Origin of the sequence: Carboxydothermus ferrireducens DSM 11255 (genome assembly GCF_000427565.1) — a bacterium.
Lineage (GTDB): Bacteria > Bacillota > Z-2901 > Carboxydothermales > Carboxydothermaceae > Carboxydothermus > Carboxydothermus hydrogenoformans.
The window spans coordinates 29,393-42,981 of sequence record NZ_ATYG01000009.1; the positions used below are offsets into that span (position 1 = coordinate 29,393).

The window sequence follows — 13,589 nt, forward strand, 5'->3', positions numbered from 1 at the left end:
GGTATTATAGACCTTCTAAAAAGTTGGTAAGATTTGAGGTGAAAAAAGTAAAGAATATGAATACTTCCACTTTAATTTTATCCAGAGCTCAACGTTTGTGGCTGGCAATTGTCTTAGGAGCTTTAACTTCTTTTGCACCATTATCTATTGATATGTATTTGCCTTCATTGCCTTTTTTAGCTAAGGACTTACATACCAGTATCTCCTTTGCCCAGTTAAGTTTAACTGCATGCTTAGTGGGACTGGCCTTGGGACAATTACTTGCCGGTACTCAAAGTGATATTCGAGGACGGCGTACTCCACTTATCGTTGGTTTAATTTTCTATACTTTTTCTTCGCTGTTATGTTCTATTAGTAACTCGATTTTTTCTTTGGTTTTTTTACGTTTTATTCAGGGGTTAACGGGAGCAGCTGGAATTGTTATTGCACGTGCTATAGTTAGGGATTTATATTCGGGTATAGAAATGATGAGATTTACAGCTCATTTAATGTTGGTTAATGGTTTAGGGCCAATAGTTGCACCTGTTATTGGAGCTCAACTTTTGCATTTTACCTCCTGGCGGGGAGTGTTTTTTATCCTTGGGTTGATTGGATTAGTTATGTTTTTGATAGTTTTTTTTTAGCTTGCCAGAAACACTGCCTCTTGAACGTCGTTCCCAGGCTGGCCTCAGAAATACTTTAGTTATTTATCGAGGATTAATTCAGGACCGTAATTTTATGAGGTATGCTCTTCCTCAGGGGCTTGTTTCAGCAGCAATGTTTGCCTACATTGCAGGTTCGCCTTTTGTTATTCAAAATATTTTTGGAGTTACTCCGCAAATGTTTAGCCTTATTTTTGCTATTAATGGTCTTGGAATTATTTTGGCAGGACAACTAACCGGGAGGTTAGCAGGTCGTATTAGTGGAACAACACTTTTTGTTAGTGGCCTTATCTTAGCTGCTATAGGTGGCGCTTCTTTATTAATTATGGTTGTGATTAAAGCAGGATTTTTTGCTATCTTAATTCCCTTGTTTATTGTGGTTTCTTGCGTAGGGATAGTAGGTACTGCTGGTTCAGCTTTAGCGTTGGAAAATTACGGTCATTTAGCTGGTAGTGCTTCGGCTTTACTTGGATTGGTTTCGTTTATTTTTGGGGCAATTGTTGCTCCGCTGGTTGGGATTGGGGGTAGGAATATAGATATTTCCATGGCTATAGTTATTGCTTTTACTGATTTAAGTGCCTTGCTGGTTTATGTTTTATTGAGAAGACTAAGACATTCTAATTAAAGAGAAAAGATTATAAAGGGACCTTTAAACAAAATTAAAATAGCTCTTCCAGTTAACAGTGTGAAATATTTTATAGAATATTGTATACCTGAAGATTGTGAATTGACATTTAAGAAAACTAATGAGAAAATATACTTAGCAACGATGCAGTGCTGCATCGAGAGCGATGAAGCCTTTTGGAGAGTGTTCCAAAAGGCTTTTTTGCTTTTACAGGCGATGAAGCCTCTGGTGAAGGGTCCGGCTCCGCCCTTTATCAGGGGCTAAATTTTTTAGGAGGTGGTTTTCGTGAAGAAAATTGAAGCGTTAATAAGGCCCCAGAAATTAGGGGAAGTAAAAGAGGCTCTTAATAAATTGGGTATTTCGGGTATGACGGTAACAGAAGTGGTGGGCTGCGGGCGGCAAAAAGGGCAGAAGGAAATTTACCGGGGTATTGAGTACGAGATTAATCTTTTGCCCAAGGTGAAGATTGAAGTTGTTACTGTTGATGAAAAGGTGGAGGAAATTATTAAGATAATTTCCGAGAGTGCCCGAACGGGTGCAATTGGTGATGGCAAGATTTTTATTAGTGAGGTTTTAGATGCGGTCCGAATTAGAACCGGTGAACGGGGGACAGCAGCTATAACGTCACCAAAGGAGGGAGAAAGATGAAGAAGAAATTTTTATCCTTGCTTTTTGGCCTAATCCTTTTACCTAATTTATCTTTAGCCGGAGAGCCAGGGTATAACCCGGGAGATGTTACCTTTGTACTGCTTTCAGCGGCGTTGGTCTTTTTAATGACTCCGGGGCTTGCCCTGTTTTATGGTGGAATGGTACGCCGGAAAAATGTTTTAAATACGGTGGCGATGAGTTTTATTGCGATAGTGGTAGTTTCACTGCAATGGATTTTAATAGGCTATACCCTTTCTTTTGGGAATGATGTAAAAGGAATTATCGGAGATTTTTCTTACCTTGGATTAAAAAACGTAATGGATCTTACTGTTTCTAATCTTCCGGGATACGTTTTTGTTGTTTTCCAATTAATGTTTGCCATCATAACCGCAGCAATTATTTCAGGTTCGGTGGTAGAAAGGATGAGCTTTGCTGCCTGGATCTTATTTATTGCTCTCTGGACGACATTAGTCTATGACCCCCTTGCCCATATGGTCTGGGGTGGTGGGATACTCTTTAAGCTTCCGGCTTTAGATTTTGCTGGAGGAACGGTGGTGCATATAAGTTCGGGAATATCGGGCCTGGTGGCAGCACTTATTTTAGGTAAGAGAAAAGAAGGGGAAAATGCTCCCTTAATGCCGCATAACTTACCGCTTACCATTTTAGGGGCAGGGCTTCTCTGGTTTGGCTGGTTTGGATTTAATGCGGGAAGTGCGCTGGCGGCTAATAACCTTGCAGCGCTGGCGTTTATTAACACCAATACTTCGGCGGTAATGGCAGCTCTGGCCTGGGCCTTGACCGAGTGGCTCCATCGCCGGAAGGTTACGGTTTTAGGTATTGCTACCGGGGCGGTGGCTGGGCTGGTGGCGGTAACTCCGGCAGCGGGTTATGTTACTCCAGCATCTTCCGTGGTAATTGGATTTATAGGTGGGTTATTAGTATATATCGCGGTTGGTATCTTAAAAACAAAGCTTGGTTATGATGACTCTTTAGATGCCTTTGGCTGTCATGGGGTTGGAGGTATCTGGGGAGCAATTGCTACGGGCATTTTTGCTACTAAAGCGGTAAACCCGGCGGGAGCTGATGGAGTACTTTACGGAAATTTTGGTCAACTATTAAACCAGTTAGCTGGAGTAGGGTTAGCGATTGCATTAGCGGTAATTGGAACTGTTATAATTTTAAAGTTAATCGGTATTTTCCTACCTTTGCGGGTTAAAGATGAAGCGGAAAGCATAGGCTTGGATATTACAGTTCATGGGGAAGATGCTTATAAAGATTTAATTTTTACCGGGAAGTCGGTTCCGTTTTCTTAAAAGCGTAAGGATGCTGGGAAAAATTAAAAGCGGGGGAATAAATCCCCGCTTTTACTCACCGGCTACTTGCTTTTTACCAAACTTTTGCACCCATAAATCGGCGTTTTTAATGCCAAGTTTTATGGGATCAAATACCGGGTCAACACCTTTAGCTCTTTGCTCTTTCCAGTTTTCAAAAGCTTTTAAGGCAGGCTTCTGGAGGAGTATAATAGCTATAAGGTTTAACCAGGCCATGATGCCTACTCCGAGGTCGCCCAGCCCCCAGGCAAAAGTCGCGGTGCGGATGGTGCCGTAGAAGGTGGAGGCTAAGAGGGCAACCCTTAAAACATTAATGAATAAGCGGCTGCTGCCTTTCCGGGTAAGATAAGCGATGTTGGATTCGGCGTAGTAGTAGTATGCCATTAAAGTAGTAAAGGCAAAGAAGAACAGGGCGATAGCTACAAAGGCTGCTCCAAAGGAGGGAAAGAGCGTTTCTACAGCCCGCTGGGTGTAGCCGGGACCGATATCCATTCCCGGCAGGTTTTCGACGATAAAGCCGCCTTTTGGGTTGTAAACATTGTATTTACCGGTAATTAAAATCATAAAAGCTGTAGCGGAACAGACAAACAAAGTATCTACGTAAACCGAGAAAGCCTGTACTAAACCTTGTTTTGCTGGGTGACTTACTTCAGCAGCTGCTGCAGCGTGAGGAGCGGTACCTTGACCGGCTTCGTTGGAGTAGACGCTTCGTTTTACACCCCAGAAAATAGCATAACCCAAGATTCCGGCAAAAGCCTGTTTAAGACCAAAAGCGCTTTCGAAGATGAGAGCAAGGACTCCCGGAAGTTTTTCAATATTAACGGCAATTATAATTATAGCAACCAAAATATAACCAAGAGCCATGAAAGGAACAATAAATTCTGCAGCTCTGGCAATTCTTTTGACACCGCCAAAGATAATAAGGCCTAAGAGTAAAACAAGACCAACGCCGGTGATTGCTGGAGCAACACCAAAAGCGTTGTTTATGCTGGCGGCAATACTGTTAGCCTGAACTCCGGGTAGCAGTAAGCCCGTGGCTACGATGGTAGCTACCGAGAAAATAACAGCGTACCATTTAAGTCCAAGACCTTTTTCAATATAGTAGGAAGGGCCACCGCGGTACTCGCCTTCGTGTTCTTCTTTGTAAATCTGGGCAAGGACTGCTTCGACAAAGGCAGAACCAGCACCCAAGAATGCTGTGACCCACATCCAGAAAACTGCACCGGGACCGCCCATGGCGATAGCGGTAGCTACTCCGGCGATGTTACCGGTACCTACCCGTCCGGCTACGGCCATGGCGAATGCCTGGAAGGATGAGACTCCTTTTTCCGAACTTTGGCCGCCAAAGAGAAGTTTCCACATGTCTTTGATGTACCTTACCTGGAAAAAGCGCATCCGAATTGAAAAATAAATGCCCGCTAAAAGACAGAAATAGACTAGAGCTTTGCTCCAGACAAGGCTGTTTAAGAAGTCCACAAGCTGCGCCATAGCTTACCTCCTTTGTTTGTGGTTTGTAAATAGTATTTGTAGGCAGCACCTAAATTATCATGACACATATTTTAATAATTTTAAATATTCAATTTTATATTAAAATTTTAACAATAACACCTTAATATAGCTTAAAAGTTAAAGTAAATTAAAAATGATAATACAAAAAATCTAGGGAGTAAAATTAATTTAAAAGAAGTTTAAAAATTAAAAGCGGGGTTTTAACCCCGCTTCAACTTGAAAACATGAGCGTAATGCGTTCCAAATTTTTATCTGCCATAATGCTCTTTTTGGTAGCTTCTGTCCTGTATAGTATTTTAACCTTGTTTTAATTTTTTGAAGCTTGAGCACCAACACTAACTTTTGCATGTTTTTTACCATAGCCAAAGTAAATGAATAAACCAATGATTAGCCAAATTATAAAACGGATTATTGTTATTTTTGGTAAGCTTATAATTAGTGCTAACGAACCTAAAATACCAATTGGTCCTACAATCCATAATGCTGGAACACGGAATATACGTGGAGCATCAGGTTTTGTATAGCGGAGAACCATAACGCTTAATGTAGTTAAGGCGAAAGCTGTTAAGCCACCAATATTAGCTAATTCAGCTAATTCTCCGATGGATAAAACACCACCTAAAATTAATGCTGTTCCAAAAATTACTATCGAAGAAACAATTGGAACCCGAGTTTTGGGATGAACGGTAGCAAATTTTTCAGGTAAGAGGCCGTCGCGGCTCATGGCAAAGAGAATCCGCGTCGAACTTAAACCATTCCCGAGCATTGTAGCAATCAAGCCAAAAATAACTGCTACTGAAATCATAGCTCCGCCCCATTGTACACCTACTTGTTGCAGAGCAAAGGCGGCAGGATCAGGAACATCAAGCTTGGTAAAGCTAACCATACCGGTTAAAACAGTTGACACTGCGATATAAAGGAAGGTGATGGCACCAATACCACCTATTAAAGCAAAGGGAATGCTTTTTTGCGGGTCTTTAACTTCTTCGAGGACGGTAGTTACCCCGTCAAAGCCGGTGTAAGCAAAGAAAGTAAGGGCTGCACCGGTTAAAACGCCTCCCCAGCCAAAGGGAGTGAAAGGATGCCAGTTTTCAGGTTTAATATGGAAAATACCGATTGCCAGGAAAACAATAATTGCCAAGACTTTGGCTCCGGTAAATAAAGTGTTCGAACGTCCGACGGCTTTAATACCGCTTAAAGCGATACTGGCCACAATAAGAATACCAATTATAGCAGGAATATTAATTATTCCTCCATGAGCAATGTCTTGGCTAAAGGCTGTAGGGATATTTATGCCAATAGATTTAAGGAGAGAAGTTACGTACCCACCCCAACCAACAGAAACCGTGCTGGTAACAACGGTAAACTCAAATAATAAGTCCCAACCAACAATCCAGGCGATAATCTCACCCAATGCTACATAGGAGTAAGTATAAGCACTACCTGCAACTGGTACAAGGGAAGCAAATTCAACGTAAGCAAGACCTACTGCGATAGAGATAATACCGCCAATTAAGAATGATACGATAACACCGGGACCTGCGTGTTTGGCAGCGGTTACTCCCGGTAAAACGAAAATTCCGGCGCCGATCGTAGCTCCAAGAACCAGCAGTAATAGCTCCCATGGACCAAGGGCACGATTTAACTTATACTTTTCTTCTTCAGCCAGTTCCTTTGCTTGTTCAATTGTTTTTTTGCGAAAAATATCCATTTTTTCTCCTCACCCTCCAATTTTTTTGTTTAAACTTAATCTTTCTTTCAAAAGCATTTTTTATGCTGAAGCCAGTATAAATCCACCTCCCACTTTATTGTTAAAATAATTTAATTTGCTTAACATAATATTAACATAAAAATGAAACTTTTAAAAACTTTAAATATATTCGTTATTGTTTAAAAATTTAAATTAAAACAGCTTAATGAGTGTTTAATTTTGGGTAAAGTTCGAATTTTTTAAAATTAAATAATTCTAAATTCATTTTGAGCATATAATCACAATATTTTGATTATTATCTAAATTTTAAGAAAATAAAAAATATATTAAATTAGAATATTTTGGTTAATTTAACATTGGTTATTATATAATGTGTACAATGATAAGCTTGATTGCTTATAATCATAATATAGATGTTTAAAATTTATAAGCAAAAGTTTAGGAGGAGTTATGACCCGGCGGGAGGAAGAAATTTTAAAATTACTTCGGGAAAATCCTTTTATCAATCAAGAAGAAATAGCCCGGATTCTCGGGATTACCCGGTCCAGCGTGGGAGTGCATATCGTTAATTTAATGAAAAAAGGTAAAATTAAAGGACGGGGTTACATTCTTTCTGCCGATGAGCCGGAAGTTACCGTTATCGGTGGGGCCAATATTGATATTTATGGCTTTCCTTATGAAAAGCTTCGCCTGCAGGATTCAAATCCGGGGAAAGTAAAAATAAACGTGGGCGGGGTTGCCAGGAATATAGCGGAAAATCTGGCTCGGCTGGGGGTAGCTACAAGACTTATTACCGCTATAGGAGATGATTTTTACGGGAAATACATTATCGAGCGCTGCCGGGACGCAGGTGTGAACATGGAAGAAATTTTAACCGTAAGTGGAGAAAGCTCTTCGGTTTATCTTGCCGTAATGGATGAAGCCGGGGATATGGCGGTGGCTGTAGCAGGGATGGATATTTTAAACCATTTAAGTTTAGATTTTCTAAAAAAGAAACTTTCAATAATAAATTCATCTCCCGTTTGCGTGGTAGATACCAATCTTCCGGTAAAAAGTTTAGAGTTTCTCTTAGATAATGCGCGAAAAACAGTATTTTTCTTGGATGGGGTATCGGTGACCAAAGCTCTTAAATTAAAAGAACTTCGAGGAACATTTTATGCGGTAAAATTAAATAAATTGGAAGCGGAAGGGGTAACCGGAGAAAACTTAAATACCGAGGCGGGGCTTTTAAAAGCGGCACACTTTTTCCTGGATAAAGGAATCAAACAGGTTTATTTTACCCTTGGGGCTGAAGGGGTTTTTTACGCTAACACCAAGAGCCGGGGAAAAATAACATTGCCACCGGTACAGCCGGTTAATACTACCGGAGCTGGCGATGCCTTTACGGCAGCGATTGTTTACAGTTATTTAAAAGGATATGATATAGATAGGGCTGCCCGCTTTGGGGCGGCTGCGGCAATTTTAACTCTTCTGGTGGAAGAAACGGTTAATCCTGAAATATCCGAAGAAAAAATTAAAAAGGAAATGGAGGTGTTGGGACTATGAATGAATATTTGGTTTTAAGTAAGGAAGTAAAAGAGGCTTTGGCTGAAGGTGTGCCGGTAGTAGCCTTGGAATCAACCATTATTGCTCATGGTATGCCGCATCCGCAAAATGTAGAGACTGCTTTAGCGGTAGAAAAGGTTGTTCGGGAAAATGAGGCCGTTCCGGCCACTATTGCGGTTATTGGCGGGAAAATAAAGGTAGGGTTGACTTGCGAGGAAATAGAGTATCTTGGAGAAAAGGGACCGGAGGTTATAAAGGTAAGCCGCCGGGACCTGCCGTATGTGGTAGCCAAAGGGTTGGATGGGGCGACAACGGTAGCAGCAACCATGTTTATTGCTGCGATGAGCGGTATAAAAGTTTTTGCTACCGGTGGCATAGGTGGAGTTCACCGGGGAGGCGAAAAAAGCTTTGATATTTCCGCCGATTTACAGGAGCTTGCCCGGACCAATGTGGCGGTGGTGTCGGCAGGAGTTAAGTCAATTTTAGATATTGGACTTACCTTAGAATATCTTGAAACCTATGGAGTTCCGGTGATAGGTTTTGGTACCGATGAGTTTCCCGCTTTTTATACGCGGAAAAGCGGCTATAAGGTGCATATTACTGCTGATACTCCAGCGGAGCTTGCGCGCATTATTAAAGTTAAGTGGGATTTAGGTTTAAACGGAGGCGTTGTAGTGGCCAATCCGATACCTGAAGAATACTCTTTGGACTATGAAGAAATTACGCGAGCGATAGATAGTGCGGTTTTGGAAGCTGCAGAAAAAGGGGTAAGGGGAAAAGAAGTAACTCCATATTTGCTGGCGAAAGTAAAAGATATAACCGGCGGTAAAAGTTTGGAGGCTAATATTCAATTGGTTCTTAATAATGCCCGGCTGGCGGCAAGACTGGCAGTTGAATTGAGTAAATTATAAGCTAAACTCCATGTCCGTAACGTTATTTCGGGCATGGAGTTTTTGGTTTATAATTAGGTTAAAAGATTGGGGGAATTGGATGACGCCGGAGATAATTTTCAAACCGGGATTTTTCTTAGTGGGAATGAAATATGAAGGGCGAAATGAAAACGGAGAAATTTCAGAATTGTGGAAAAAGTTTAGCGAAAGAATTTTTGAAATTAAAAATCGGGTAAATGAGAAAGAGTGCTATGGGCTTAGTATTTATAGCAAGAAGTTTTTTGCTACCGGCGAGTTTCTTTATTTGGCGGCGGTGGAAGTAGCAAAAATAGAGGAAGTACCTGAAGAAATGGTTGCGGTAGAAGTAGATCCTGCCAAGTATGCGGTTTTTACTTTGCCGGGAGATCCGGATAAACTTCCAAAGTTAATCCACGATATTTACTGTCGCCACTTAAAGGATGAGGGCTTAAAGCCGGTTGGTAATTATGATTTTGAACTTTATAATGAACGGTACCGCCCGAATCAAAAAGATTCTAAAATATACTTTTTTGTGCCGGTAGAATAAGGTAAAGGTTGGGGGGCAATGATGAAAAGAAAAATTATTGACGGTCACGTTCACTTACTGCCGGATAAGCTCATGCGGGCAATATACCGGTGGTTTGAGGAAAATTTGGGCTGGAATATGCCGTTTAAGTATGATTTAGAGGGCTATCTTAATTATTTAGAGTCTCTGGGGATTTCTGAAATGATGGTTTTGGGGTATATCCATAAACCGGAAATGAGCTGGGGGTTAAACGAATGGTTAGATAATGTTAAAGAAAGGCATCCGCAGGTGAAGCCTTACTTAGCGGTACATCAAGACGACCGGGATAAGGGGAAAATGGTGCGGGAATTTTTAGATAAGGGATTTTTAGGAGTAAAAATTCACTGTTTTGTGCAAAAAGTGGGAGCCGATGACCCCAGGTTTTTTGAGGTGTATAAAATTTTAGCTGAAGAAGGAAAAGGTTTGGTCCTTCATGGAAGCGGTATGCCGGTAAAAGCGGAGTTTATATTACCGGAGCAGGTAGAGAAACTCCTGGAAACTTTTCCGGGAATGAAAATTATGGTTGCTCATCTTGGCTTACCGGATTATTTAAATGAGTACTTGAGATTGGTAGATAAGTATCTAAACCTCTGGCTCGATACAGCCTATGTCCTGGGAAATCCCAAATTTAATAATAAGTACTTGCAAAATGTTCTCTTAAATTATACGGAAAGGATAATTTTTGGAAGCGACTTTCCGATAATGGATTATTCACCTGAATTAGCTTTGGAAGAGCTTTTTTCTTTTAACCTGGGGCGGGAGAAGGAAGATTTAATCTTGTTTAAAAATGCCGAGGAGTTTATGGGCAGGGGTTAAAAGCCTGGATTTAAGTATCTTTTCCTGGCAAATTAAGGTATAATAAAAGAAAAGATAAAGGGTAAAGAAGGTGAAAAAGGTGTTTAAAAAAATTTTAGTGGGGATTGACGGTTCAGCTAAAGGGGATAAGGCTTTGGAGATGGCTATTGGGCTTGCCAAAGAAAGTGGAGCTGAAATTCATCTTGTCCATGTAACCCCCTGGCCGACTTTGCCCAATGTTTTTCCGCCTGGGGCGATTGCCTACGTGCCGGAATCGGTGATCCAGGAGCTTACCGATGAGCTTAAAGCTAAAGCAGAAAAAACCCTTAGAGAAAGGCTTTTAAGAGTCGAAGAGGCTGGAGTTAGCGGAAAAATTAAGGTGTTAGAGGGAGAACCGGCCAGCGCTATTGTAAATTATGCCCAGGAAAAAGGGGTGGAGTTAATTGTAGTGGGCAATCGGGGGATTTCTGGGGTAAAGGAATTGCTCTTAGGAAGTGTCAGCCACAAAGTATCGCAGCTTGCCCGTTGCCCGGTGCTAATTGTAAAGTAAGATAAGGCGTTGAATAATTGAGTTGGATTAATGGCTGAAGACTGTTACAAACTTAACTGAAATATTACCTTTTTAAGGGCGTCGATGTCCCGTATTAAAATGCTTCTCCTGTACACTGTAATGATTTGTTGGGCTTCAAATTCTTTTAATAAAGTAGTCAGTGTTTGTCTGGTAGCTCCAATTAGATAGGCAAGTTCTTCCCTGGTCAAACCGGTATGCACCAGAATGCCATCATGCTGATGAATGCCTCGGCTAAACGTCCACTGATATAAAAGGTTAGCCAGGCGGATTTTGGCTTCCATGAATACCAGTTGTTCGATTACGTCTAAAGAATGCTTTAACGCATCTCCCAGCACCCGAATCAAACCATACATTAAATTAGGATACCTTGCCAGCATTTTCCGAAAGGCATCTAACGGCATCAGCAACATAACCGAATCTTCAAGAGCCTGACCAAAGGCGCGGGTATGTCCGCTAAAAATATCTCCCGGATCCAGTATTGTTAGGATAAACTCCTTACCGTCGGGATAAGTGAGAAAGACCTTGATTCGGCCTTTGGTAACGAGAAAAATATCGTTGGGATAGATTCCTGGGGAAAAGGCTATTTCTTTTTTCTTTAGGTAAATCTCTTTAAAACTGGGGATAAACTCCTTAAGCTGGTCTAAAGATAACTCACCGAGCAGTTTATTATTGGTTATTAAACCAAAACTGCGCATTAAAATCGCCCCCTGCAGCCATTATACCACTGAGTTTGACTTCCGAAGAATTCCCTGTTTGGCTGGGCAAAAAAATCCCTCCTTCGCGGAGGGATATAACAATGTTATGGACCAAAGCCATTTTTAAAATTTCTACCATGGTAATCCCAGGCCGGCCCGGCGTTCGTTGATTGCTGCAAGGAGCTTATCGGCCGCTGTTTCGGGATCGAGTTCGACAATAAAGTAGCCTCCGGTTATATCTTTGACGCTGCTCGTAAGGATTTGGGTCACCGGTAAACTGCCTGTAACGGGCGGTAAAACACCGATATGAGTGGGTAAGCCTATGGTTACGGCCCAGGTGCCAATCGAAACGGCCTTTTCATGCATAGCTTCTGGGGCTGAGGCTACCACCGGAAGTTTATCCATATCTACCCCCAGTCGATTGGCTAAAGCGGCCACTAAAGCGACTGCCCGGGAGTTGTCCACACAGGAACCCATATGAAGGACCGGTGGCAGAGGGCCACCTAAACCGTTGGCTTCCCCAATGGCAGTCAGTACCGCTTTAAGGCCGTCACCACAAAGCTCTTCTACGTTGGCTGGATCCATAAAGCCGTGACGCATCAGAGCGCCGGCACCGCAGCCGGTGGCTACTACGAGAACATTTTGCTTTAGTAGTTTGCGGGCAATTGTGGTGAAATTTTGATCCTGGGGAACTTTGACGTTGTTACAACCGGCAAAGAGACAAACTCCCCGGATATTACCGTTAACTACATTATCAATTAACGGTTTCAACGGATCATTGGCGTTCAGTTTGCTGAGAGCATTGATGATGGCTTCCGTAGAAAACCCTGCAACTACCTTAGTTTTTATATTGGGGATTTCGACCGGTTTACCTTTGCGCCGTTTGAAAGTATCGATGGCCAGGCGAAGGATTTGCTTGGCATTTTCAACGGCCGTTTCTTCGGCAAAATTCACGTGTGTTGCCCCGGTAATTTTTGACATTTCCATAGTGGTGATAACGGTAGTTCCGGTACATTCGGCTATGGTAGCTACGGAAGGCTGAATACATTGATAATCAAGAATCATGGCATCTAAGGCTCCGGTAACCATGGCCATTTCCTGGCTTACCGAGTGAGTACAGGCGGGGATGCCATGACGCATCAAAACCTCGTTGCCCGTACAACAAATACCTACCACGTTAATACCGGTAGCGCCGGCTGCGCGCGCTTCGTTTTCCATTTCTTTGCTTACCGAAACGATGATGTCGGACAGGACCGGGTTATGCCCATGAACGGCCACATTGACCGCATCGGCTTTGAGCACTCCAAGATTGCTCTCGGTAACTACCGGCGCGGGGGTACCAAAGAGAATGTCGGCTAAATCGGTACCCATATAACAACCGGCTAAATCGGCCAGGGAACAGCGTAGACCGCCCAGTAATAAATTTTGAGCATCGGCATCACAACCCATGGAAGTACGATGCATAATTTCAGCTATTTCGTGGTCGATACCGGCGGGAATCAGACCGTGGGCCGACAAAACCTTGACGCGGCTGGGAGGCAATACCGTAGTTACCCACAGGACCGGAGTATCTTTTTCGTGAAAATCAGCCAGAGCGGCTTTTGCTACCTCTAAAGCGATATCTTCATCCTTTTGTCCCTCGGTGGGAATACCAAGGCGTTTGGCAATGGAGTGCAACTTGGTCCGGTCTTTAATCATATAACTTGCTGCTTTGCCTTGAACAGCTTTTTTCAAAGTATGAGCCAGGTGTTTCGCGTGCCCGGAATGTCCTGCTGCTCCAGCAGCAATGGACCGATCTAATCCCCGGGCTACTATCACCTCGGCGGTTGCCCCGCAAATACCCACTTTGGGTTCATCACCAAAGGGATTGATGCGACAGGGACCCTGCAGGCAGTGGCGGCAGCATAAACCAGTTTCACCAAAGCCACACTGAGGTTTCATAGCCTCATACCGATCCCATACCGTTTGGATACCTTCGCGTTTTGCCTTATCCAGCATTTGCTGGACGGCACGGTCGGTAGACTTTAAATTTTGCTTAGCCATTA

The 13,589-nt window shown here is 42.5% G+C and carries 13 protein-coding genes; 9 read left to right on the forward strand and 4 right to left on the reverse strand.

From position 1 onward, the window contains the following. The first annotated feature begins 38 nt into the window (after positions 1-38). From CARFE_RS16900 to CARFE_RS14165, 4 genes are all read left to right on the forward strand, one after another. Positions 39-623: an MFS transporter gene (locus CARFE_RS16900; RefSeq protein WP_210432925.1), complete on the forward strand. Its 585-nt coding sequence runs from the start codon at positions 39-41 to the stop codon at positions 621-623. 1 nt (position 624) lies between these two features. After that, the gene (locus tag CARFE_RS16905; protein ID WP_218852349.1) at positions 625-1,266 is read left to right on the forward strand and encodes an MFS transporter; all 642 of its coding nucleotides are present in this window, start codon (positions 625-627) and stop codon (positions 1,264-1,266) included. 285 nt (positions 1,267-1,551) lie between these two features. Further along, positions 1,552-1,914, forward strand: coding sequence for a P-II family nitrogen regulator (locus CARFE_RS0103665; RefSeq protein ID WP_028051779.1), 363 nt, complete (start codon positions 1,552-1,554; stop codon positions 1,912-1,914). Beyond that, a complete protein-coding gene (locus CARFE_RS14165; protein WP_034541562.1) occupies positions 1,911-3,227 on the forward strand; it encodes an ammonium transporter in 1,317 nt (438 codons plus the stop codon). Before CARFE_RS0103665 ends, CARFE_RS14165 begins: the two co-directional genes overlap by 4 nt. A gap of 51 nt (positions 3,228-3,278) precedes the next feature. Here CARFE_RS14165 and CARFE_RS0103675 read toward each other — a convergent pair whose 3' ends face one another. Beyond that, entirely contained in the window at positions 3,279-4,733 is a 1,455-nt protein-coding gene (locus CARFE_RS0103675; protein WP_028051780.1) for an alanine/glycine:cation symporter family protein, read from the reverse strand. Between the two features lie 328 nt (positions 4,734-5,061). Beyond that, a complete protein-coding gene (locus CARFE_RS0103680) occupies positions 5,062-6,465 on the reverse strand; it encodes an amino acid permease (RefSeq protein WP_028051781.1) in 1,404 nt (467 codons plus the stop codon). Between the two features lie 450 nt (positions 6,466-6,915). Between CARFE_RS0103680 and CARFE_RS0103685 the strand changes: the two genes are divergently transcribed. The 5 genes from CARFE_RS0103685 (at position 6,916) to CARFE_RS0103705 (ending at position 10,828) form a co-directional block, all read left to right on the forward strand. Then, positions 6,916-8,010 (forward strand): PfkB family carbohydrate kinase, encoded by a 1,095-nt coding sequence (locus CARFE_RS0103685; protein WP_028051782.1) that lies wholly within the window; start codon positions 6,916-6,918, stop codon positions 8,008-8,010. Further along, positions 8,007-8,921: a pseudouridine-5'-phosphate glycosidase gene (locus CARFE_RS0103690; RefSeq protein ID WP_028051783.1), complete on the forward strand. Its 915-nt coding sequence runs from the start codon at positions 8,007-8,009 to the stop codon at positions 8,919-8,921. Before CARFE_RS0103685 ends, CARFE_RS0103690 begins: the two co-directional genes overlap by 4 nt. A 79-nt stretch (positions 8,922-9,000) precedes the next feature. Then, a complete protein-coding gene (locus tag CARFE_RS15485) occupies positions 9,001-9,465 on the forward strand; it encodes a GyrI-like domain-containing protein (protein ID WP_051250138.1) in 465 nt (154 codons plus the stop codon). 21 nt (positions 9,466-9,486) lie between these two features. Beyond that, positions 9,487-10,299, forward strand: a complete 813-nt coding sequence (locus tag CARFE_RS0103700) for an amidohydrolase family protein (protein WP_028051784.1) — start codon at positions 9,487-9,489, stop codon at positions 10,297-10,299. Positions 10,300-10,378: 79 nt separating this feature from the next. Beyond that, positions 10,379-10,828 (forward strand): universal stress protein, encoded by a 450-nt coding sequence (locus tag CARFE_RS0103705; RefSeq protein WP_028051785.1) that lies wholly within the window; start codon positions 10,379-10,381, stop codon positions 10,826-10,828. 44 nt (positions 10,829-10,872) lie between these two features. Here the strand turns inward: CARFE_RS0103705 and CARFE_RS0103710 are convergent, their stop codons facing one another. After that, positions 10,873-11,544 carry a Crp/Fnr family transcriptional regulator gene (locus tag CARFE_RS0103710; RefSeq protein WP_028051786.1) on the reverse strand — a complete coding sequence of 224 codons (672 nt, stop codon included), beginning with the start codon at positions 11,542-11,544 and terminating at the stop codon, positions 10,873-10,875. 132 nt (positions 11,545-11,676) lie between these two features. Continuing rightward, positions 11,677-13,587 (reverse strand): anaerobic carbon-monoxide dehydrogenase catalytic subunit, encoded by a 1,911-nt coding sequence (cooS, locus tag CARFE_RS0103720; protein ID WP_028051787.1) that lies wholly within the window; start codon positions 13,585-13,587, stop codon positions 11,677-11,679. Positions 13,588-13,589 lie beyond the last annotated feature (2 nt).

Excerpts from the sequence above, each read along its gene's own strand:
- CARFE_RS14165 (WP_034541562.1), top strand. The coding sequence starts at position 1,911 with ATGAAGAAGAAATTTTTATCCTTGCTTTTTGGCCTAATCCTTTTACCT.
- CARFE_RS0103675 (WP_028051780.1), bottom strand. The coding sequence starts at position 4,733 with ATGGCGCAGCTTGTGGACTTCTTAAACAGCCTTGTCTGGAGCAAAGCT.
- CARFE_RS0103680 (WP_028051781.1), bottom strand. The coding sequence starts at position 6,465 with ATGGATATTTTTCGCAAAAAAACAATTGAACAAGCAAAGGAACTGGCT.
- CARFE_RS0103685 (WP_028051782.1), top strand. The coding sequence starts at position 6,916 with ATGACCCGGCGGGAGGAAGAAATTTTAAAATTACTTCGGGAAAATCCT.
- CARFE_RS0103690 (WP_028051783.1), top strand. The coding sequence starts at position 8,007 with ATGAATGAATATTTGGTTTTAAGTAAGGAAGTAAAAGAGGCTTTGGCT.
- CARFE_RS15485 (WP_051250138.1), top strand. The coding sequence starts at position 9,001 with ATGACGCCGGAGATAATTTTCAAACCGGGATTTTTCTTAGTGGGAATG.
- CARFE_RS0103700 (WP_028051784.1), top strand. The coding sequence starts at position 9,487 with ATGAAAAGAAAAATTATTGACGGTCACGTTCACTTACTGCCGGATAAG.
- CARFE_RS0103710 (WP_028051786.1), bottom strand. The coding sequence starts at position 11,544 with ATGCGCAGTTTTGGTTTAATAACCAATAATAAACTGCTCGGTGAGTTA.
- cooS (WP_028051787.1), bottom strand. The coding sequence starts at position 13,587 with ATGGCTAAGCAAAATTTAAAGTCTACCGACCGTGCCGTCCAGCAAATG.